This window comes from Coleofasciculus sp. FACHB-1120 (assembly GCF_014698845.1).
GTDB lineage: Bacteria > Cyanobacteriota > Cyanobacteriia > Cyanobacteriales > FACHB-T130 > FACHB-T130.
The window spans coordinates 23,570-45,914 of record NZ_JACJTV010000036.1; the positions used below are offsets into that span (position 1 = coordinate 23,570).

16 protein-coding genes and 1 riboswitch are annotated in these 22,345 nt (G+C 46.0%); of the genes, 7 read left to right on the forward strand and 9 right to left on the reverse strand.

Going from position 1 to position 22,345, the window contains the following annotated elements:
- Nucleotides 1-47: 47 nt before the first annotated feature.
- The 3 genes from H6H02_RS22790 to H6H02_RS22800 all read right to left on the reverse strand — a co-directional run bounded on the left by H6H02_RS22790 (nucleotide 48) and on the right by H6H02_RS22800 (nucleotide 2,602).
- Nucleotides 48-962 (reverse strand): phytanoyl-CoA dioxygenase family protein, encoded by a 915-nt coding sequence (locus H6H02_RS22790; protein WP_190822072.1) that lies wholly within the window; start codon nucleotides 960-962, stop codon nucleotides 48-50.
- A 160-nt stretch (nucleotides 963-1,122) separates the two neighbouring features.
- A complete protein-coding gene (locus H6H02_RS22795; protein WP_190822074.1) occupies nucleotides 1,123-1,272 on the reverse strand; it encodes a hypothetical protein in 150 nt (49 codons plus the stop codon).
- Nucleotides 1,235-2,602 carry an O-antigen ligase family protein gene (locus H6H02_RS22800; protein ID WP_190822076.1) on the reverse strand — a complete coding sequence of 456 codons (1,368 nt, stop codon included), beginning with the start codon at nucleotides 2,600-2,602 and terminating at the stop codon, nucleotides 1,235-1,237. Before H6H02_RS22800 ends, H6H02_RS22795 begins: the two co-directional genes overlap by 38 nt.
- Nucleotides 2,603-2,873: 271 nt before the next feature.
- Here H6H02_RS22800 and H6H02_RS22805 point away from each other — a divergent pair, with 271 nt between their 5' ends.
- From H6H02_RS22805 to H6H02_RS22820, 4 genes are all read left to right on the forward strand, one after another.
- Nucleotides 2,874-4,352, forward strand: a complete 1,479-nt coding sequence (locus tag H6H02_RS22805; RefSeq protein ID WP_190822078.1) for an SLBB domain-containing protein — start codon at nucleotides 2,874-2,876, stop codon at nucleotides 4,350-4,352.
- A gap of 88 nt (nucleotides 4,353-4,440) precedes the next feature.
- Nucleotides 4,441-6,732, forward strand: coding sequence for a polysaccharide biosynthesis tyrosine autokinase (locus tag H6H02_RS22810; RefSeq protein ID WP_190822081.1), 2,292 nt, complete (start codon nucleotides 4,441-4,443; stop codon nucleotides 6,730-6,732).
- A 202-nt stretch (nucleotides 6,733-6,934) separates the two neighbouring features.
- Complete coding sequence (locus H6H02_RS22815) at nucleotides 6,935-8,761, forward strand: alpha/beta hydrolase (RefSeq protein ID WP_242040833.1); 1,827 nt, start codon at nucleotides 6,935-6,937, stop codon at nucleotides 8,759-8,761.
- A 159-nt stretch (nucleotides 8,762-8,920) separates the two neighbouring features.
- A complete protein-coding gene (locus tag H6H02_RS22820; protein WP_190822083.1) occupies nucleotides 8,921-9,736 on the forward strand; it encodes a stomatin-like protein in 816 nt (271 codons plus the stop codon).
- A gap of 107 nt (nucleotides 9,737-9,843) precedes the next feature.
- Here the strand turns inward: H6H02_RS22820 and folP are convergent, their stop codons facing one another.
- Both folP and tpiA read right to left on the reverse strand, forming a co-directional pair.
- The gene (folP, locus tag H6H02_RS22825; protein WP_347342640.1) at nucleotides 9,844-10,797 is read right to left on the reverse strand and encodes a dihydropteroate synthase; all 954 of its coding nucleotides are present in this window, start codon (nucleotides 10,795-10,797) and stop codon (nucleotides 9,844-9,846) included.
- 55 nt (nucleotides 10,798-10,852) lie between these two features.
- Entirely contained in the window at nucleotides 10,853-11,584 is a 732-nt protein-coding gene (gene tpiA / locus H6H02_RS22830; protein WP_190822086.1) for a triose-phosphate isomerase, read from the reverse strand.
- Nucleotides 11,585-11,940: 356 nt separating this feature from the next.
- Between tpiA and H6H02_RS27775 the strand changes: the two genes are divergently transcribed.
- Nucleotides 11,941-12,348 (forward strand): pentapeptide repeat-containing protein, encoded by a 408-nt coding sequence (locus H6H02_RS27775; RefSeq protein WP_190822088.1) that lies wholly within the window; start codon nucleotides 11,941-11,943, stop codon nucleotides 12,346-12,348.
- Between the two features lie 104 nt (nucleotides 12,349-12,452).
- On the opposite strand, the gene H6H02_RS22840 is transcribed toward H6H02_RS27775, so the two are convergent.
- The 4 genes from H6H02_RS22840 to H6H02_RS22855 form a co-directional block, all read right to left on the reverse strand.
- Complete coding sequence (locus H6H02_RS22840) at nucleotides 12,453-12,674, reverse strand: hypothetical protein (RefSeq protein ID WP_190822091.1); 222 nt, start codon at nucleotides 12,672-12,674, stop codon at nucleotides 12,453-12,455.
- A gap of 364 nt (nucleotides 12,675-13,038) precedes the next feature.
- Nucleotides 13,039-14,316 carry a glycosyltransferase gene (locus tag H6H02_RS22845; protein WP_190822093.1) on the reverse strand — a complete coding sequence of 426 codons (1,278 nt, stop codon included), beginning with the start codon at nucleotides 14,314-14,316 and terminating at the stop codon, nucleotides 13,039-13,041.
- Between the two features lie 163 nt (nucleotides 14,317-14,479).
- Nucleotides 14,480-14,670: riboswitch (cyclic di-AMP (ydaO/yuaA leader) on the reverse strand.
- 539 nt (nucleotides 14,671-15,209) lie between these two features.
- Nucleotides 15,210-17,366, reverse strand: coding sequence for a polyribonucleotide nucleotidyltransferase (locus tag H6H02_RS22850; RefSeq protein ID WP_190822095.1), 2,157 nt, complete (start codon nucleotides 17,364-17,366; stop codon nucleotides 15,210-15,212).
- A gap of 334 nt (nucleotides 17,367-17,700) precedes the next feature.
- Nucleotides 17,701-17,907, reverse strand: coding sequence for a hypothetical protein (locus tag H6H02_RS22855; protein ID WP_190822097.1), 207 nt, complete (start codon nucleotides 17,905-17,907; stop codon nucleotides 17,701-17,703).
- A 310-nt stretch (nucleotides 17,908-18,217) separates the two neighbouring features.
- Between H6H02_RS22855 and H6H02_RS22860 the strand changes: the two genes are divergently transcribed.
- Together H6H02_RS22860 and H6H02_RS22865 are read left to right on the forward strand one after the other, a co-directional pair.
- The gene (locus H6H02_RS22860; RefSeq protein ID WP_190822099.1) at nucleotides 18,218-21,427 is read left to right on the forward strand and encodes a DEAD/DEAH box helicase; all 3,210 of its coding nucleotides are present in this window, start codon (nucleotides 18,218-18,220) and stop codon (nucleotides 21,425-21,427) included.
- Nucleotides 21,428-21,496: 69 nt separating this feature from the next.
- Nucleotides 21,497-22,324, forward strand: coding sequence for an SWIM zinc finger family protein (locus H6H02_RS22865; protein ID WP_190822101.1), 828 nt, complete (start codon nucleotides 21,497-21,499; stop codon nucleotides 22,322-22,324).
- Nucleotides 22,325-22,345: the final 21 nt, after the last annotated feature.

Sequence of the window (22,345 nt, forward strand, 5' to 3'; positions counted from 1 at the left end):
GTCCTACAAAACCCTATTTGTTGTTGAGGTGAACAGAACGGAATCGATTATTTACCTTTAGCACCTTGCAAGACTTTTCTCACAAATTTTGCGGTTCGCATTAGTTTCGGTTGCTCCCACAAATACTGCAATAAATCTGTTTTCAGTTTTGCTGCTGCTGAATAATTTTTGTACATTGCAGGAATCAAACGATACTTCATTCCTTTGTACGTGGCATAATCTACAGCAGTCGGAGATTCTGCATTGCGGCTACCGAATTCATATATGGCTGGTAAATAATGAGCCGTGAGAGATTTGCGAGAATATTGGGGATTGAGTGTTTCCAAGGAACCGTGAATCGTTCTAGAGTTCCAGAATAAGACATCCCCTTTTTTCAAGGCAGGAGCTTGAATATTACTCTTATGAACATTGATATACTCCTTCAACTTTTCCAAGTAAAACCGATTAGATAGTTTTTCATCATCTGTTAACTCAAAGTCAACGAGATGGGATGTTGGTAAAACATAAAATCGACCAGCTTCTTCGTGAATGTCTTCTAGCGCAAACCATCCAGCCAGAAGATGACCATTAGGCATGGAATCTAAATAGTACCAATCCTGATGTGCTGGGGTAGCCGTGTTCATATCAAAGAACATCGTTTGCATGAGGTTATGCTCCTCACTACCCGTCAGTTCAGTCAGCGCTTCCCTAACCTGCTGTAAACAGAAAATTTCTTTAGCTGCCTCAGTAAATGCTGGATAATCTGGATAATCGTGAACATCCCGGAAAGATTCTTCAGAGTATCCGTTAAGAGTGATTCTATTGGTTTCCCATTTATTAGTTGATTGCCTAAAGAAAGGAGATTTGGATGGAAGAATATTAGAGCTATACTCTTTTAAAAGATTATTAATTAGATTTTTAGGGATAAGATTTCTAAATACGTAGTATCCATTGGTTTCGTAATAATCTTTAGGTCTGTCCATAAACTAAATCCTTTAGAAACCGAGTGTTTTGCTTCACTTTTAAATGTATATTATTAGATATTGAGAAAATTTTCCTACGTAAATATCCGGAAATTAGATGCAAGGGAAAATTCCCTACGTAAATATCCGGAAAAAGTGTTGAATCTTGCTGCAACACGGCTTAATATATTTTGTAAAATTCATCCTTATGGAAGCGATCGCTTCCCAATCCTCTGCCTCTTTGAGCGATCGCCTGATTGAGCAGACACCCCTCAAGACCGGCAAACCACTTTTTAAACGCTGGAATCTTGAGAACTTTTTTCTGTAGCATCCAGGCACAATCGAACTGTTGCTATAACATAAAATAGCCAAGCATAGGTAATTGACATTAATCCAGTTTCAGTAATGTTTGTCATGACTGCCCAGGTAATCAGTAGCAGAGGCATAACTAATTCAGGTTCTTGAGTACGCTTCATGTACTGGACTGCTAGAGCAATATTAGTTAAGAAAGAAAGACAAAATAACCCTAATCCTACGAATCCCAAATCTACAGTTAGGTCTAAAAACCCATTGTGAGAATGCTCAGGCTTAAATTGGGTTTTTACCACGATAATATCAGCCGCCGGATCGGCTGTTCCTCGCCAAGACTGCCAAAATCCTTGGTATCCATAGCCCAGTAGTGGATGTTGTTTAATATGGTTGATTACCAAAGGCCAGAAGTCTGTGCGTCCGGTTAATGTCAAATCTTTATTCAGGGTATCTACAATAATAAATTCGGCATTTTGGGTAATTACAATACACAAACACATAGCAATTGCCATAAAAAAGATTATGCAAGCAAAAGCTAATCGGGGAGGTAAGTTTTTGATAAAGCGGATAACAACTAACACGCTTATCAATAGAACTAATAGAACTTTTCCCATGCCGCTGTTTGAGCGTTGTAGAGCAAAAATCGATAAAGCAGCGAAACCAAGAGATTGCCATTTAGTTTTCGGTTTGCGGACTGACTGTATATAACACATGACCGCTGTTAGACCCATCAAGAAGCCGAAGGCATTTCCGTGGGGTAAAATTCCTTGCCAACCCTTGGAAGTTACTCCAATGGACGGTCTAAATAAAGCATAAAAGACACTTACCACAAGTATAAATTTATTGATTATAAGTAACAAGTCAAATAATTCTTTCCACTTATACTGCTTACCAACGTAAACACAAAAAGCAGTTGTGCCTAAAAAAACCATGCTGGCTTTGAGTGTGTAACTTGGAGTTCCTGACCAAGCCGCCGATAAAAATAACACAAACAGTAATCCGCAAAAATAAATATTATTAACTAATAATTTGAAAGCAACAAAAACTGAATCTTTAAGATTCTGTAGGAGCCGCGAGTAGACAATAAACATAAAGGTGGCATAAATGCCAATTTGGAAAATTGTAGAATAAAGTTTTTTTCCTTGTAAGTATAAAGCTCTGGGGTGAATTTTATCAAATCCATTAAGAGTGATTCCAGCGATGGCAAGGATTATTAAGCCAATAAAAACTTTTTCTAGTGTTTTGGAAGTCGCCTTACTTCTACCAGCAAAATTAAATAGTAATAAAACATAAATGATGGCGCTGGCAGCAGCTATTAGCAGAAACAAAGGGTTTGAAGCTAGAGTATTCATGTTTAATAGTCTTAGCCGAAAAATAACAGGAAGCTCACCCTATACGAGTATAGCGGCTGATTAAACAAGAAAGAAAAAAGTTATTTGCGTATATTTACGAGTATTTAATTATTTTAAAGATACAGATTAAAAACGGGTATGTTTAAAAAGCTTGCTGTAGATAGGGTTAAGAGTTTCGCCAAGAAAACTGAAGGGAAATAACTACTATTTAGAGTGGCAGGTTTATACTCACACAGCTTAAATTTAAAAAGATAAAACAAGTAGGTTATGTATGGTCGATCCAGGTTTTTATAGACAACTCACCCGAACTTCTGCCGGGATAACCTTAGTGGCAACATTTGCCATTGCTTGCCCCAATCCTACCCAGGCGACTCTGCCGCGTTTTCAGAAACCGACGATTCTTGCACAAGCGAATACCAATCCCGCTCGACCGGATATAGCCTATACATTGGGTGGAGGCGATCGCATTCGCCTTGATATCTTCGAGGTTCCCCAATATAGCGGCGAGTACCAAGTTCTAGCAGATGGCTCCTTATCCCTACCCTTGATTGGAAACCTATCGGTACAGGGGCTAACAGTGCCACAAGCGACGAATGTCATTTCGTCTGCATACTTTCGCTTCCTCAAACGACCTATCATCACCATTAACGTTTTGTCTCCTCGCCCGATCAATGTTCGGGTGGGAGGAGAAGTGACTCGCCCAGGCGGCTTCACAATTCCCCTGATAGCCGGAGTCGGGAGCGTGCCTGGGTTCCAATATCCCACCGTAACCCAGGCAATTGAGCTGGCGCAGGGAATTACGCTGACGGCTGATATTCGTAAGGTTCAGGTGCGTCGCAAGCTAGCATCCGGTTCCGAGCAAGTAATAAATCTGAATCTTTGGGATCTGATACAAACCGGCGACAGCAGCCAAGACTTAAATTTGCGGGATGGAGACACTGTCTTTATTCCCACAACCACCACCATTAATTTAGACGAAGTACGCCAAATCGCCACGACTCGTTTTTCACCTCCTTTAGAAGAACCCCGCAGTGTTGCAGTCGTAGGGGAAGTCAACCGTCCTGGCACTTATGTTGTGATTGGAGGAAAGACAACACTAGAGCAAAGAACCCTGGGACTGCCAACCGTAACGCGGGCAATCGATTTGGCTGGGGGGATTAAGCCATTGGCAGATATTCGCCGTATCCAGTTGCGGCGACTTACCAAAACAGGGCCAGAACAAATTATCGATTTGAATCTTTGGCAACTCTTGCAGGCAGGGGATTTCAGTCAAGATACGCTTTTGCAAGATGGAGATACTATTTTTATTCCCACTGCATCAGCAGTCAACCCGGCAGAAATTTCTGAATTAGCAACCACTAGCTTTTCTCCCAGTAGTATTAAGGTAAGTGTGGTAGGAGAAGTCAAAAGCCCAGGAGTGGTGCAGGTTGCGCCAAACACAACTTTGAATCAAGCATTGCTGACTGCGGGAGGATTCAATGATGCTAGAGCGAATCGAAAGGCGGTTGATTTAATTCGTCTCAACCCTGACGGTACGGTGTCAAAAAGTAAAGTCAATATTGATTTAACCCAAGGAATCAACGAGACCAATAATCCACTCGTCCGCAATAACGACATTATTGTCGTTAGCCGCTCTGGAAGCGCCAAAACTTCTGACAGTGTGCGAACATTCTTAGAACCGATTGAGAAGGTTTTCACATTCTTCAACATTTTTAATTTGTTTGGAATCTTGGGAGACGATGACAATTAGGTAAGCATATCTTCAGGGTGTATCTATAAACGCTTTCTTAAACCGTAGTTAGCTTCTTTTGTTTTATCTACTTCTATCTAATAGGTAAATGGATACCGAACACAATTCACAGCCGTTCTTCAATAAACACACTAGCAATAGCAAGTTGACTCAGTCATTGCCAGGGCACCTCACCCGACCCTCTGACGACAGTGATGAACAGAAGCTGGACTTGGCATGGCTGTTAGGGGTTGTGCGCCGCCGACTCCCAGTTATGGCAGGAGTAACAATTATATTAACTGTCATGTCAGGAAGCATGATTGTCTTTACCTCAAAGCAAATTGCTCCAGAATACGAAGGAGCTTTTCGGCTTTTGGTGGAACCCGTCACCGCTGAAGATAGATTAGCGAAGCAATTTTTGTCGTCTCAAACGAACAATGCAGATATCCAAAAAATTGAAGTAGAAAAATCTAGTTTGTTGGATTATGAGACGCAAATTCGAGTTTTGCAAAGCACGAAGTTAATGTTGCCAGTACTCAAGGAATTGCAAAAAAAGTATCCGGAGATTACTTATAATTTCTTGATGACGAAACTCTTAATTTTTCGAGTCAATTATGAAAAAGATGGAGTTCAATACGGCACCAAAATTTTAGAAGTTAGTTACCGGGATGAAGACCAGCAAAAAATTCAGTTTGTATTGGATACTGTTTATAAAAATTATCTGAATTACAGCCGCCAAGAGCGCCTGTCAAGCCTCAAGCAGGGCATTAACTTTATCGAGCAGCAGCTACCTCAGCTACAGGGGCAAGTTGATACGCTGCAAGCACAACTCCAAAAACTGCGGCAGCAGTATAATGTCAGCGATCCGGAACAAGCAGATTCCTTGCTATATGAGCAGGCCTTGACGCTTGAAAGACAAAGATCGGATACCCAAGCGGAACTCGCTGACGCGCAAGCGCAATATGCCAGTATGCAAAAACAGTTGCAAGAAGGGAATTCTACTGCAATTTTGTCTACTGATGCGAAAACCTATGAAACCTTGCTAGCGCAGATTCAGACCCTCGATAGTACCATTGCGGCACAATCCCCCCAATTTCGGGACGATAGCCCACCGATTCTGGTTCTTAAGGAAAAGCGGGAAAATTTACAGCGGCTGCTGAGCGAACAAGCCCAAGGGCTTCTCAAAAAATTGGAGGGAAGAATCCAAGGAATACAGGAGCGCTACCAAACAATTCTAAAAACTGAAAGAAAAATTAAAGCACAACTGCAAGAATTACCTGCGGTAGCCCGCCAGCACGCTGATATACAGCGAAAATTATTAGTTGCAACCGATAACCTCAAGCAATTTTTAAGCAAACGAGAAGCCTTGAACTTAGATGCTGCTCAGCAGGAAGTGCCTTGGGAACTGATTGAAGAGCCTCAGCTACGGCGTGATGAAGATGGCAACCTGATATCAGTAGCGACGAAACAAACAAAAAAACAGTTAGCGATCGCAATCGTTTTAAGTGCGTTACTGGGCATCGGGTTAGGTTTTCTCATCGAGGCTCTCAATACAGTCTTCCACACCCCCGAAGATGTCAAAGGGGAAACGAAACTGCCAATTTTGGGAGTGATTCCTTTTGCCAAGGAACTCAAGAAACCGCCCAAGAAACCCAGCCAACGCTCTACCGCAGCGGAGGTTGCCGGTTTAAATCAACTGCTGGGGGACAATTCAGCCAATGGCAATGGTCGTAAGAAGCTGAATGTATACACCGATTCGCCATTTTTGGAAGCTTTCCGTTCTCTCTATACCAATATTCGCTTGCTCAGTTCTGGAACGCCGATTACCTCTTTGGCAATCAGTTCCGCGACACCGGGAGATGGGAAATCAACGGTTGCCATTCACTTGGCGAAAGCCGCAGCGGCAATTGGTCAGCGGGTGTTATTGATAGACGCCGATTTGCGGCGTCCGAGTTTACATACTCGCTTGAGCTTACCGAACGTGCGAGGACTCAGCGATGTTATCGCCACCGATCTAAGTCTGAATGATGCCATTCAGCGATCGCCAGAAGATAACAACCTGTTTGTCTTAACATCGGGTCAAAACTCTTCAGACCCGATTAAACTGCTTTCGTCAGATAAAATGCAGTATCTGATTGAGCAATTTCAAGCCCGTTTCGACTTGGTGATCTACGACTCACCACCCCTAGTCGGTTTGGCAGACAGCAACATCTTGGCTGCGAATACAGATGGCACTATTTTAGTGGTGGGGATCGATCAAACAGACCGTTCCATGCTAATGAAAGCATTAGATGGACTAAAAATCTCCGGTGGCACAGTCTTGGGTATCGTCGCCAATGGGATTAAAGGATATACTTCTCCCGCGTATCCTTCCTATAGCCGTACCTATAGCCGCAATTAAGAGAGCTTTAGGGGCAGGGGCGCATTCTTATTTTCACTGAGTCCGTGCTTGGCTTTGCTGTGCTGACAACACTGAGTCTCCAGTTTCTAGGAGAGCAATCGCACAAGTTCGCATAAGTGCAGAGCTTTTTAAGAATGGGAACAACCGCAATCGAATTGCTTCTACATTAGGGCGCTGCTGCACTCAAACGGGGTGAATGGAAATGATGAAGTTAAAGCTGAACTGGTTTCAGAGCCGAGTTTTTCCCACAATGTTGCCAATAAAGCGATCGCCATTTTTAGAAAGGACAAAGTTAGCAACAGCAAAGCCAATCGGACGGACGCGCTTGCTTACCCAAAGTTTCTTATGGGGAGTTACCCTCACTTCCTTAAGCAACGCGATCGCACTTTTGTCAATTGGGGCACCCGTCTTAGCAGCAGAACGGGTAACACTGCGCTTGGGACCGTTTCAGCAATCGGTAGAGATCGAAGATTTAGAGGATTTCGCTAAAACGGGGCAAGTTCCCGCCAGTCTTAAGCCATACAAGGCATTGCTAAGCTCAGAATTTCGAGAAGTCCTCAATCGTCGCTTGCATCTAGATCCGAATTTGGGAGACAAAGTGGTGAAAGATGTGTTGCGATCGTCTGTTGGAGAAGAGTTAATCAAGAAGCTAGGCTTGGCGCTCCCGAATAGCACGGTAGAACAACTGCAAGCGGGTCTAACTCTAGCCTTGCGACAAGCCAATGGCTTAAGCGTCATCAGCTTTTTGCAGTCCTATCCATCCGACACCATTACCGTAGACGCCTCTTCAGCGATCGCGATCGCCTTAGAATTCAACGCCCCCTACTGGCAAAGCGGAGCTTTAAGCCCGCTATTGGAGCGGGAATTGACCGTCACCAAAGGAAAATTCCGTCCCGCCTTTAACCCCGCCCAAGCAGGTTCGGAAACAGTACAGCAGCAGACTCTGACCTTCCACGACTGGCGACGCCAAGAGCCAGTTCTGGGGACATACACCAGCGATCGCAAGATCGTCGTCGATCTCTACTGGGCAAACACAAACGAGAAGCCCCCTTTCCAAAATTCTCAAAATCCCCTTGTCGTCCTCTCCCACGGCTTTGGGGCCGATCGCTCCTTCCTGGCTTATGTAGCCCGTCACCTAGCTTCTCACGGCATCACCGTCGCCGCCATCGAGCATCCAGGCAGCAATGCCAACCGAATCTTTGGGGGGCAATTTGGCAGCAACTCCGTCGGAGTGCCCGGTTTAGTGCCCTTGTTACCGGCGTCCGAATTTGTCGCCATGCCCAAAGATATTAGCTTTTTGCTTGATGAGCTAGGTCGGCTCAACCAGCTACCAGGTTCCCTTCAAGGGAAGCTAAATACTGAGAAAGTGAGCGTAATTGGTCATTCCTTGGGCGGCTACACGGCTTTAGCGTTGGCGGGAGGCGAACTGAATTTGGATGAGTTGCGGCAATTTTGCAAAAATCGCAATCCTCTAGGGAAATCCGGGGGCGATTGGTTGCAGTGTGCAGCAGCGGATCTGCCTGACCAACGTTTGAACTTGCGGGATCGGCGCGTGGCGCAAGCGATCGCCCTTAACCCCGTTGTCGGAGACTTGTTTGGCAAAAAAGGTCTTGGCAAAGTTAGCACTCCTACCTTAATCTTGACTGGCACCAGTGATTCCCTCACCCCATCGCTGAACCATCAACTACGACCTTTTACCCAACTACCCAGCCCTAAATATCTCCTCACAGCAATTGGCGGAACTCACTTAAGCATTAGCAATTTTGCCCCTGGTAGCCAAGGTGAATTTCTGACTCAAACAACCCTCGTCAATGAACGCACGGGCGAAGCAGTGGCTCCCCTGCACGAGTTGCTTAAAGGCGTCACTTTGGCATTTGTCAAACAGCTGACTCCAGCCGCCTCAACTTACGAACCCTTTTTAACACCCGCCTACGCCCAATCTCTCTCTACCCCAGGACTATCCCTGCGCCTGAATACGCAACTACCCCCAAGGGTTACTTCGTGGCTGGCTTTGCCACCACTCCCTTAGAAACGCTGGCATCAAGGTGAAATGTTTTTCGGAACAAGGGCAAGGCTCTGAGTTTTAGATCAAATCCTGATTGAATCAAAATTAAGCTGTGACTAATTAAAAGTTAGCATTAAGCTAATAGCTACTTTTAACAGTAGCCTCTTCAGGAGAGAGCGCATTATGGACCCCATCACGATTCTTGCCCCCCTCGCCTTGGTGATCATTGGCTACACAGTGGGTTCTGTGAAAATTATCAACGAAGGAAATCAAGCTTTAGTAGAGCGCTTGGGTCAGTACAATCGAAGACTCGCACCCGGTCTCAACTTTATCGTTCCCTTTGTTGACTCAATTGTGGTGGAGGAAACCAGCCGCGAGAAGTTTTTGAATATTGACCCTCAACAGGCAATTACCAAAGACAACGTTTCGCTGAAAGTTGATGCAGTGGTGTATTGGCAGATTCTGGATTTGGAAAAAGCCTACTACGCCGTTGAAGATATTGAGCAAGCAATCGAAAACTTAGTTTTAACGACGCTTCGTTCTGCAATTGGTCAAATGGAACTGGAGCAAACGTATTCTTCCAGAACCGAAATTAATCAGACTTTGTTGCAGCAGTTGGATGAAGCGACTGCTACGTGGGGAGTTAAGGTGACTCGCGTCGAGGTGCGAGATATTACGCCTGCCAAAACTGTCTTGGAGTCTCTGGAGCTGGAACGAGCAGCGGAAAGTAAGAAACGCGCTTCTATCTTGGAAGCGGAGGGAACTGTGAAGTCGATAGAAATTCTTAGTCAAGCTTTGCAGTCACAGCCTTTAAGTAGAGAAGTATTGCAGTTTCTCGTTGCTCAAAGATATGTCGATGCCAATCAGAAATTGAGTGCTAGTCCTAACTCCAAAGTGGTATTTATGGACCCAAAAGCCTTAACAGAAGCCCTGTCTGGCTTAATGTCTACGCCTGATGCTCCTAATGGCTCTAATGGGAATGGAGATGGTGCGGCTTAAAAGGTAAAAAACAAAAAATAAAAAAGTTGTAAGAGTAGAAAGTCTGATTTGAAATTTAAAAGAGCAATTTTCAAGGCATTTCCAAACAGCGATCACTCTTAGCTTTTTTATTGTTGTTTTCTGAAAATGGCATCCGCAACGCGACAGACATCGTGCATGGGTTGGACATCGTGAACTCTGAGGATGTCAGCACCTCCCGCGATCGCTCCGCAACAAGCCGCCGCCGTTCCCCACACTCTGGCTTTGGGATCGGGTTGATTTAAAATCCGCCCGATAAAACTTTTCCGGGATGGTCCCACTAACAAAGGAACACCCAAGGAATGCAACATCGACAGGCATTGCAAGATTTCCAAGCTTTGCTCGTAAGTTTTGGCAAAGCCAATGCCGGGATCGATGATAATCTTCGAGCGATCGATGCCAGATGCGATCGCTTGCTCAATTTGACTTGACAAAAACTCGGAGATTTCCCCCATCAAGTCCTGATAATTCGTCATCTGCTGCATAGTAGCTGGCGTCCCTCGGATGTGCATCAACACAATGGGGACTCCCAACTCTGCCACCACCGCAAACATTTCCGGGTCAAAAGTACCGCCGGAAATGTCATTAACGATATCAGCCCCCGCCGCAACCGCTGCTCGTGCTACAGATGCCCGCGTCGTATCCACGGAAATCGGAACCTCAGAAGGATGAGGGATGTATCTCGGAGGGTGGGATAAGGGATCGCCGTGTTGAGCGGATTGTATGACTCCCGCCCCCGAATCGGATTTATCCTTTCTCCTTCCTCCTACACTCTTTCGGAGCGCCTGCACCACTGGCAGCACGCGATTCAATTCCTCTTCTAGAGAAATTTGAGCGGCTCCTGGTCGGGTTGATTGTCCCCCCACATCGAGGATATCGGCACCGGCTGCCACAAGATGCTTAGCCTGCGCCAAGGCATCTCCTAGCGTGTTAAAGTCTCCGCCATCACTAAAACTATCAGGCGTCACATTCAACACACCCATTAAATAAGTGCGCTGTCCCCAGTCAAAAATTTGACCCCGGAGGGTCAAGCTATTTTGGATTTTGGATTGATTCATCCGTCATCCGGCGAAGAAAGCGCTGCTTCTCGAACATCCTTTATCCTTTTTGAAAGTTGACAATTCGGGCAAAACTTGCCGGCTCCAGACTAGCTCCCCCGACCAAAGCCCCATCGATTTCTGGCTGCGCCATGATTTCATCAATATTATTGGGCTTAACCGAGCCACCGTACTGAATCGAGACATTCGGATTCGTCAATTGAGTGCGAATTAAGCCAATCACCCGATTGGCTTCTTTTGACTCGCAGGTATCGCCAGTGCCAATTGCCCAAATAGGTTCGTAGGCGATAACCAGGTTCTCTTGATCAACGTTAACCAAGCCTTTTTTCAGTTGGGTAGAAATCAGGGATTCGGTTTCACCTGCATCGCGTTGTTGCTTGGTTTCGCCGACGCAGAGAATGGGCGTTAAACCATAGCGTTGCGCTGCTTTCAGCCGTAGGTTCACAGTTTCATCGGTTTCGCCAAAGTATTGACGCCGTTCGCTATGACCCACAATTACGAAACGCACCCCAATTTCTGTCAGCATGGGTCCGGCAATTTCACCTGTGTAGGCTCCCATTTCCTCCCAGTGGATGTTTTGGGCACCCAACTGCACGCGGCTACCGTGCAGATTTTTAGACATGATGCTCAAAGCAGTGAAAGGAGCCGCTAGGACTACTTCCCGCTCGTCTGGGGTTTCTTCTAGGTGAGACATGAATCCTTGCAAAAACTCCAGACTCTCGGTCTGAGTTTTGTACATTTTCCAATTACCGGCAATAACTATTTTCCGCACAGCTAACTCAGTCAAGTTCAGAATGCTAAAAACTGTAACCTCCAGTTTAGTACGGAGGGGGAACCCCTGCTTTAAAGGCGATCGCATTTATACTTTACTGGCTGTTAAAAGCGCAATTCCTAAAGCGCCGCGATGATTTCACCGTGCAATCCTTGCACACCAATAGTCAATCCCCAAGGCGATGGCTCCTGCGGATGCTGTTCTTAGCCGCTCCTGGCTTCAAAAATATTTTTATTACTTTAGTTGGGTATTTACCGACAACATTTCCCCCTATCGTAGGAAGTTTTTAAAAAAAGGTAGACGTAAAATTATATCAGGCAATTAAAAAAATAAATAAAATTTTTGTGAGGTAAATTATGAAATTAAAATTTCTAGCAGCCGCAGCACTCCTGCTTCCCTTAGGCTTAATTGCTCCCGTCCGAGCCGAAAATCCCGCTCATGTCAGACGATTAATAGAAACTAAGCAATGTCAAGACTGCGACTTGAAAGGAGCCAATCTTGTAAGTGCCCATCTAACTGGGGCTGATTTGAGAGGGGCAAATTTGCAGGGAGCTAATCTAGCAAATGCTAATTTGGAAGGTGCCGATCTAACGCAGGCTAATCTGGAAGAAGCTAATTTGACGGGTGTATTTGCAAATAGTGCCGATCTCCAGCAAGCAGACTTAAGTAGTGCCAATTTGAGAGAGGCTAACTTGATGAATGCTAACTTGAAGGATGCGGCTCTTGATAACGCAATTCTGCCGAATAACGTTAAATGGGATTAGTGAATCTGTCGCTAAATATTTGAAAAAATGCCAAAGCTCGGTTCATTTGAACCGAGCTTTGTTTTGAGCGATCGCCTAAAGTACAAATGCAGCAGTTCTAGGCTCTAGCGTGCAGCCTTTGCCGAAAGCCGAGAAACTTCTTGCTCCAGAATCCATGACGAAGACAAATCTTCTACAAAACTCTTCTGGCTCAAACTTGCGGCTTCAACGACTCTGACGATAAGTGTTGGTAAGTAAGTGCTATTAACCATCTGATAACCATAGCCAAAAACCTTGCCAAAGCGTCCGGTTTTCTTGTGTAGCACGCTATCTCCGATATTCAGCATGATTTCAAATCTCCTAATTCGGTAATTTGCCGTTTTCTTACTGCTTGAATGACTCTCAAATAATTGGATGGATATCTCGTTTTACCAACAATCCATCGATTTGGCTTGACAGCAACTTTTCTATGGTTGGGGAATAGGTTTCTTGCAAAAACATTGGGAATTTTCCCAACTTATGTAAACGACGAAGGAGTCTCATTTCCTCCTTGCAAGGAACCAAGAAGATTGTTTTTTTATTGCAAGAAACGCCTATACACTGGAAGCCCACAACCGTTGAATGGAAACTCTTTTCTAGTGCCTTTTCTTGGTCACTATTGAGATGAAAATCCTACCTCAAAGAACTCAGCACTTTTCAGGAAAAAAAATCTCAAGCGACTAGCTGAGGTTTGTTCGCATATTCAACAGCGGTTTGGCACAGTAATTTGGTGTACAAATGGCTGAGCCGTAATGCCACGCTATTCCAGCTAAAAGCAATTTCTACCCGTTGGCGACCTATCTGGGCTAATTGGTCTCGCCAATCGGGATCGGCTAGGATACGGTCAATCGCCTGTGCAAAGGCGACTTCATCTTTGGGAGGCACCAGTAAACCTGTTACCTCTGGCACTACGGTAAACTGCAAGCCGCCTACATTACTTGCAACTACGGGAGTCCGGTTAGCCATTGCTTCAATTGCAACTAAACCAAAGGGTTCATAGTGACTGGGGACAACACACACATCGGCAGCTGAGTAGTAGAAAGGCAAATCGCTATCTTCCAGACGACCGGGGAAATGGGTGAGATCGCCAATGCCTTCTTCAGCTACGATTTTCTCAATGCGATCGCGTTCGATTCCGTCACTCTGTCCCGGACGGCTTCCGCCTGCAATGATTAGTTTTAGGTCGCCAGACTTGCGTAAGCTTGATTTGTTCACCGCTCGGACTAAAGTTTCAATTCCCTTGCGTCGATCGAAACGACCCACATACAGCACTACTTTGGCGTCGGTGGCAATTCCTAGCTGTTGGCGTGCTTCTTGGCGCTCAATGGAGCCAAATTTAACGATATCTGTACCGCAGGGAATCATTTCAATCTGTCCCTGAGTGGAAACAAGCGATCGCATTTGACCTTCTTCTTGAGGACTGGTGGCAATTACTCGATCCACTGTTTCCAAACACGCTTTTTCAACGACCAGTCGTGTGGAAGCGATCGCTGGAATATCGGAAACTGTACGATATTTCACCGCCCCCAGCGAATGATAAGTATGTACCTGTATCAAAGGTTGGTGCTTTTTCAGTTCCATTCCCACCCAAGATGACAACCAATAATTGGTATGCAGCAGGGTATATTCCCAACCTTCACGCTGCTGAAATGCTTGGAATTGTTCAACAAACTCTGGTAAATAGCCGAAGAGCCGATCCCGACTCATGAATTGGGCTGGGCCAGCAACTAATCGGATTGTCCGGCAGTTAGGCGTATGCTGAACGACATCCAGTTGCTCCGCAGTGCTGCGGCGAGTGAACATATCCACCTGCCATCCTTGCTCAGCCAGTGCTAATCCGATTTCACGCACATAGACATTTTGACCTCCAGCTTCTTCTTGCCCAATTTCTACCGCCGGATCGCCATCTACCGAAATTAAGGCGATACGATTTTTGTCAGTCAGTAACATCGGTTGATTTTCTCCTCATAGCTAGCGCACCTGCTCTCCTACGCCAGCAGTTGAAGCACGGCATGTGCCTCTACTCATAGTCGAGGGCAGGTACAACGAAGCGAACAGATACCAGCCAAGGACACTGATGAGATCGCGCAAATTCTACAAAATTGCTGACTCTTCAGTCTCCTCTCAATGCCGACGGAGTTAGCTGACGGGCGAGGACTGAGAGATGTCCCTTGCTGAGAAATTAAGAATGCAAAATTAAAAATTAGGATTACTATTTTTAATTTTTAATCTCTCATCAATAAGCCCCAAAATTTGGTTCCTCCGCTCCAGCTTCACCTTCATCAGATAAGGAAGGTTTTTAAAGGCGAGATACTGGATTAGGCTGACTTATATAGACTGACTGCAAAGATAACACTACAATTTTGAAATCGTCAACCTATCCTAAGGTAGATGATTTTTTGAGATAGGATGACCCTCTTCAGGCTTACCATCTAAGCGTTAGGCTTGCTACGTTAAGCATTTGATGTTTCCTGAGGGGGTAGACAAAGTAGGGTGATTGAAGTAGCAAAACTCAATAAGCCTGCGTTGATTGGGAAACCCATGCACAGGGGTTTAACCTGCCCTCAAAGAACTGCAAGTCGTTATGAATAAAAACTTTTATGTAATTAATAATTACTCGTTATTTAAATAACAACGAATTAAAGACTACTATCAATAACTCGTTATCGTTGACACGATTCATCAATATAATTTTGATTTTTATAAAGACGGGACAATTTATTATGTTTAACATCAAAATCAAATCGTGTTTGGTAAACAACAAAGCTTGCTTTAGCGATTAGCGGTTAGCAATTTCCGCCCCTAATTGCTAACCGCTAATCGCTAATCGCTAAGTGCTTTTTTTAACGACTTGCTGCCGCTTCACGAGCAGCAGCTGCTTCATCTGGGTGAATCCCCAAGCGCGTCAGATTAATCCGACCTTTGCTGTCAATTTCCCGTACCTTGACAATGACTTCATCCCCGACAGCCACCTCATCTTCGACGCGACCGACTCGGTAATCAGCAAGTTGAGAAATGTGGATCATCCCTTCTTTTCCGGGAAGCACCTCCACAAACGCCCCAATAGGAATAATCCGGGTTACGCGACCAGCGTATACATCACCCTCATTCAGCCTCCGCGTCATCCCTTGGATGATGTTGCGGGCTTTTTTCGCCTTCTCTCCATCCACCGCTGAAATCGTGATCGTGCCATCATCCTCAATGTCAATTTTGGCACCTGTTTCTTCAGTGATGCTCTTAATCATCTTGCCTCCAGGCCCGATGACCATACCGATAAGTTCTGGCTCAATCTTGAGCGTCAGCAAGCGAGGTGCATAAGGTGACATCTCGGTGCGAGGCTGGTCAATGGTTGCCAGCATTTTCTCTAAAATGTGCAGCCTAGCGCCCTTTGCTTGCTCGACGGCTTTGGCAATGATATCCAGAGGCAGTCCGCTGATCTTCATGTCCATTTGCAAGGCAGTGATACCAGTATCGGTACCTGCCACCTTAAAGTCCATGTCACCTAAGAAATCTTCAATGCCCTGAATATCAGTCAGAATGCGAACTTCCTCGCCTTCTTTAATCAGCCCCATTGCCGCGCCACTCACCGGCTTCGCAATGGGCACGCCAGCATCCATCAAAGCGAGAGTGGAACCACACACCGAACCCATTGATGTGGAACCATTGGAAGAAAGAATTTCAGACACTACCCGAATCACGTAGGGGAACTCTTCCTTCGACGGTAACACCGGCACGATTGCCCGTGCGGCTAGTGCCCCGTGACCAATTTCCCGACGACCGGGTGCCCGCATCGGCTTGGTTTCCCCAACAGAAAAGGGCGGGAAATTATAGTGATGTAAATAGCGCTTTTCATCTTCTGGGTGCAGGTCATCTGCCAGATCCTGGGCATCGCCTGGGGTGCCAAGAGTACAAACAGATAAGACCTGGGTCAATCCTCGGTTAAACAAACCGCTACCATGAACCCGATTGGGCAACAGACCAACGCGACAAGAGACAGGGCGCACTTCATCAAGCTTGCGACCATCTACCCGGACGCTGTCTTCGACAATTTGACGGCGCATCAGCTTCTTGGTGATGTCTTTAAAGACGTTACTCACCGCTTTAGAGTTAGCTTCAGAAGCAACTCGGATGGGGTCGTCTTCCGCCAATTCTGCGATCGCTGCCAGGATTTGTGTCTCTTTGATCTGATCTAAAAGAGCATCGCGGCTATTTTTGTCGAGTTCAAATTTGGAGAGGACTTCTTTGATTTGGGCAGTCGCGCGATCGCGGATAAAATTCTCTAGGGTCGGATCTACTTCCGGCGGCGTTTCTTGCACCAATTCAATCCCCAGTGCTGCCATCAGCTCTCGCTGCGCCTCAATTAAGTCGCGCACCGCCTCATAGCCGAAATCAATCGCCTCAATCACATCCTGCTCTGGCAGCTGATTCGCTCCAGCTTCCACCATAATCACGCCATCTGGAGAGCCTGCCACCACCAGATCCAAATCCCCTGCCTCGATTTCGGCGTAGGTAGGATTGATAATAAAATCATCCCCCACCAAACCAACCCGCACTGCTGCCATCGGTCCTTGGAAGGGAATCTGTGCTAAAAGCACCGCAATTGAAGCACCTGTTACCGCCAGAACATCCGGCGGTACCTGCTCATCCATCGACAGCGTGGTTGCTACTACCTGAATGTCATCTCTCAGCCAGGAAGGAAATAAGGGACGCAGGGGACGGTCAATCAAACGACCCGTGAGCGTTACTTTTTCGGGGGGACGCCCTTCTCGCCGCAAGAAACCACCGGGAATCCGACCGGCTGCATAAAGCCTTTCTTCGTAATCTACCATTAATGGCAGGAAATCAATGCCTTCTCGGCCTCCGGAGCGAGTCGCCGTGACTAAAACTGCGGTGTCTCCTGACTGAATTAAAACTGAACCCCCAGCTTGAGGGGCAAGCAAACCCACCTTCAGTCGAATATCCCGTCCATCAAAGGATATTGACTTGTCTAGCTCTACCATGCGGTACTTTGTCCTTCTATCATTTTTCTTTATCTTTCGCAATCGTAGCACTTAGGTACTGGTGGTGCCTTTAGGTAGATGACGGCACTCCGGAGACGAAGACGGACAGAGGAGTAAGGGCGCAGGGGATCGACAATAACAACTGACGGCTGATAAATTAGCGCAAAGAGCGGGACTCTTTAGGGCATTTCCTACCCGTCCATGAGATAGTCCATCAGATAAATGTGCAGCGCTCAAAATCTGATGGACTATCTCAAATATTAAAGATTGTCACAATCGGATAGAAGGCGTGTTAATTGCCGAAACAAAATTGAACATCATCGCGGTGTAACCCTTAACCGCAGGGATTTCTAGCATTGCTCTCCATCAACCTACCGATGCCTTGACCCCGCCCAAGCAGGTTGTACAATAAATCCAGCATTTGCAGATGTGGCTGCACCGTCCGAGAAAGTTGGGTTTGGGATAGAAAGCTACCAAGATTTTCATCGGCGTTGGTGGCTTTATTGGGATTGTCGGTGGCAAAAAAATCATCGTGGGTCATTCAGTAGGCAGCAAATTCTACTTTGGATAGAGGTTTACTTTCGGGATAAGTTCAACCCTCAATAATAATCTGATTCAGTAACGCTGTGTTGGCATCTTGCTTATGAGGAAACATCGGGTCTTTAATTTTAATTTCATTTTGCAAGGTCGTTAAAAAAGGCAGATTAGTTTTTATTTTCCAGTAATTTTGTGAAAGAAGTGATGTCTATAAATTAGCTGCATAAGAAAAAGCATCGCATTATCTAATCGCTAATTATTGCTCTAATAAACGTTAATAAATTGAGTTATTTCTCCTAAAAAAGCTTCTAAATATGGCAATTTTACACGGTAGTTGGCTCGTTCAACCTCAGGGGGGTTATCTATTTATTTGGGGAGAAATTTGGCGACCCATGACGCCTGCGATGTCTTCTCAACCCGATTCTTCTCAACCCAATACAGTGGCATCCCATCCGATGGCGATGACGCAGGCAGAATTAATCGATTTTTTGCGATCGCGTAGTCTCCTTGAAGAATCGCGCAGCCATTCGAGAAGTCGAGCTAACCAGAAATGGCTCAAGAAAGCGATCGCTCTGCCCAGCCAAACTTTAGACACAGGTGAGCCAATTTACCCAGTGCTGTCTACCAAAATGCTTTCAGAAGGTGCGGATGCTGCAACGTTATCCTTACACCTCTGGCAAGTTGAAGGGCTGTGTCTCGATCCTCTCGAAGCAATACAATTTTTGCAAGCGCTGCCCCTTGGCTCTTTTAAAGAATCTGATGCTTATGTCGGGGGAGATTTACGCTTTTGGGCACAGGTTAGCCGATGGATTTTGGATCTTTTGGTGCGATGTAAGTTTTTACCAACCCTACATCGGCAGTCGGATGGTACAGTTGTCGCCGCTTGGCAACCCCTGCTCGATAGTGGGTTAGATCAAGCCCGTCTAGAAAAGTTTACCCAGCTCATGCCCTCTGCCTGCCGCACCTATCAACACTCAGAGGTTAGCGGTAAAGAAAAATCTAGCGAACAACGGACACCAGACGAACCCAAGGAATTACTTTTGGGATTTTTAGGCAGTGTCATAGACGCGCAACTGCGTTCGGGTGTTGGGAATTCTGCCTTACCAGCAGTAGAACCGATAGTGCAGGAGTGGTTGCAAGCCCTTTCGACCGCATCGAATACCCTCAAGGCAGAACCGGCGGCAATTGGACGTTTGGAAGCAGCCTTTCAGACTTGGACATCGCCAGTACGAGATCATTTAGTCGCCCCAGTGTTCGCTAGCGGCGATTTGAGAACCCGGCAATACCAACAAAACCGATTTCGCACCTGTTTCCTTCTCCAACCACCCCCATCAGGCGACGAGAATTGGAGTTTAGAATACTTTCTCCAGGCAACGGGCGACCCGGAATTTTTGGTAGATGCAGAAACTATCTGGAACCATCCCTTAGAGCGCTTGGTCTTCAAAGGTCGCACGATTGAGCATCATCAGGAGACTTTTCTGAGTGGCTTAGGTCTGGCTGCTCGACTTTATCCTCCCATTGAATCCAGCTTGCATGACCGTCGCCCGCAGTCTTGCCGTTTGACACCCGTGCAGGTGTACGAATTTATCAAGGCTGGTGCATGGCGACTGAAAGACAGTGGATTGGGAGTCGTAATGCCGTCCAGTCTGATGCCTGCGGAGGGAGAAAATAGGCATTTGGGGCTGAAAATTCGCTCTAGCACCACACCGGGCAAAGGTCAGTCAGGATTGCAAAGCTGGCTGTCTTTCGAGTGGGAATTAGCGATTGGCGATCGCACGATTTCTAAACAAGAATTTGACCGTCTAATCGCCCTGCAAAGCCCGCTGGTGCAAGTAAATGGGGAGTGGATAGCCCTACAACCCTCTGATGTGAAAGCCGCTCAGTTGCTGCTGGCAACGCCCAAAGACCAGATGGCTCTCTCCTTAGAAGATGCTCTGCGGCTGAGTACCGGCGATACCAAAGTAATTGAAAAACTTCCGGTGGTTAGCTTTGAGGCAGCAGGGCCGCTTCAGCAGTTGCTAACAACTTTAACCAATAATCAGGCGGTGGAAGCGATCGCGCCTCCTGCCAATTTCCAGGGGCAGTTGCGACCTTATCAAGCGCGGGGCGTCGGCTGGCTCTCTTTCCTCGAACGCTGGGGTTTGGGAGCCTGTCTCGCAGACGATATGGGACTGGGCAAAACAATTCAATGCATTGCATTTCTGCTAAATTTGCAACACGAAGAAAAATTAGAGGCACCGACGCTATTAGTTTGCCCGACTTCAGTTTTGGGGAACTGGGAACGGGAAGTTAAGAAATTTGGCCCGACGCTGAAAGTTGCCGTCCATCACGGGGATAAACGACCGAAAGGGAAAGCGTTAGCAAAAGCCGTTAAGGGCAAAGATTTGGTCATTACCAGTTATTCACTGGCGTTTCGGGATGCCAAAGACCTTCAAAGTATTTCTTGGCGGGGTGTGGTGCTGGATGAAGCTCAAAATATTAAGAATCCCCAGGCGAAGCAATCGCAAGCAGTGCGTCAGTTAAAAGCAGGTTTTCGGATTGCACTAACCGGAACTCCGGTAGAGAATCGCTTGGCAGAACTGTGGTCAATTTTAGATTTTCTGAATCCGGGGTATTTGGGAACGCGGGATTTCTTTCAACGCCGATTTGCCTTGCCGATTGAGAAATATGGTGATGTGGCTTCGTTGCAGACATTGCGATCGCTGGTGAGTCCTTTTATCCTGCGACGCCTGAAAAGCGATCGCAATATCATTCAAGATTTGCCCGAAAAGCAGGAAATGACTGTATTCTGCGGACTCTCTGCCGAGCAAGCTGCACTCTATCAAAAATTGGTTGAAGAATCGCTAGTTGAAATTGAAGCCAGCGAAGGTGTGCAACGGAAGGGAATCATTTTAGCTTTGTTGATAAAGTTAAAGCAAATCTGCAACCATCCCGCCCAATATTTAAAGGAAAAAGAACTGGTAGCACAGCGTCGCTCTGGCAAACTTCAGCGTTTAGAAGAGATGTTGGAGGAGGCTTTATTAGAAGGCGATCGCGCTTTGATTTTCACTCAATTTGCTGAGTGGGGAAAACTTCTCCAACCTTATTTAGAGAAACATCTAGGTGGAGAAACCCTGTTTTTGTATGGAGGCACCCGCAAACAACAACGGGAGGAAATGATTGACCGATTCCAGAACGACCCAGAAGGTCCCAGAATCTTTATTCTTTCTTTAAAAGCGGGTGGAACGGGTCTAAATTTAACTCGTGCGAATCATGTCTTTCATTTCGACCGTTGGTGGAACCCAGCAGTCGAAAATCAGGCAACGGATCGGGTATTTCGGATTGGTCAAACTCGGAATGTACAGGTACATAAATTTACCTGTACCGGCACCCTCGAAGAAAGAATTAATGAAATGATTGAAAGTAAGAAAGCATTGGCAGAGCAAGTGGTGGGTGCCGGTGAACAGTGGATTACGGAACTGAATACTGACCAACTCCGCAATTTATTACTGCTGGATCGGACTGCTGTAATTGATGATGAATAAGCCAGTCCAAAATCATCAGTCGTTAGTTAGATTTCTTAGATAAATAACGAATAACAAATAAGCAATAATATGAACAATTACGAAATTCAAAGTCGCGAATGGTGGGTACAAGAATGGATCGATCTATTAGAGAAGTCCCGCTTCAAAAAGCGATTGGAAAGGGCACGAAATTATGCAATGCAGGGAAATGTTCTCGGCATCGAGTTTAAAGGTCCAAAGGTGTTAGCAAAGGTACAAGGTACGGCACCAGAACCCTATCAAGTTTCTCTATCCCTAGATCCTTTTACAGATGAACAGTGGGATTACGTAATTGAAACGATGTCTCAACGGGCGATTTTTTCTGCCCAACTATTGGCGGGAGAAATGCCGCCTAACATTCAAGAAGTGTTTACCGCCAATGGTTTAAGCATATTTCCCTTTACTCTGTCCGATATCCATGCACGGTGCAGCTGCCCGGATAAAGAAATTCCCTGCAAACACATTGGTGCAGTTTATTATCAGTTAGGCGATCGCTTCAGTGAAGATCCTTTCGTCATCTTCCAGTTGCGGGGACGCACCAAAGAACAAATTCTCGATACCTTACGCAAGCTAAGACGCGGTAGCGAGCAAAATTCTGAGGCTGAAATTACCACGGCTGAGACATCCCAGCCATCGGGCGAGGATACTTCATCCCTACCAGCAACTCCACTAAAAATTGAGCAATTCTGGCAATACGACGAACCGCTGGATTCTTCACTGGTGGTGATTGCACCGACTGGTGACACTGTATTAAATGTACTGGGATCGATTCCCCTCGCATCCGGTTCTAGTCAGCCGGTGATGCAATATTTAGACACCGTTTATCAAACAGTGAGTCAGCAAGCTTTTCTAGCGGCGATGAATTTAGAAGAGAGTTGAGCGTTTGAGAGACGCGATCGC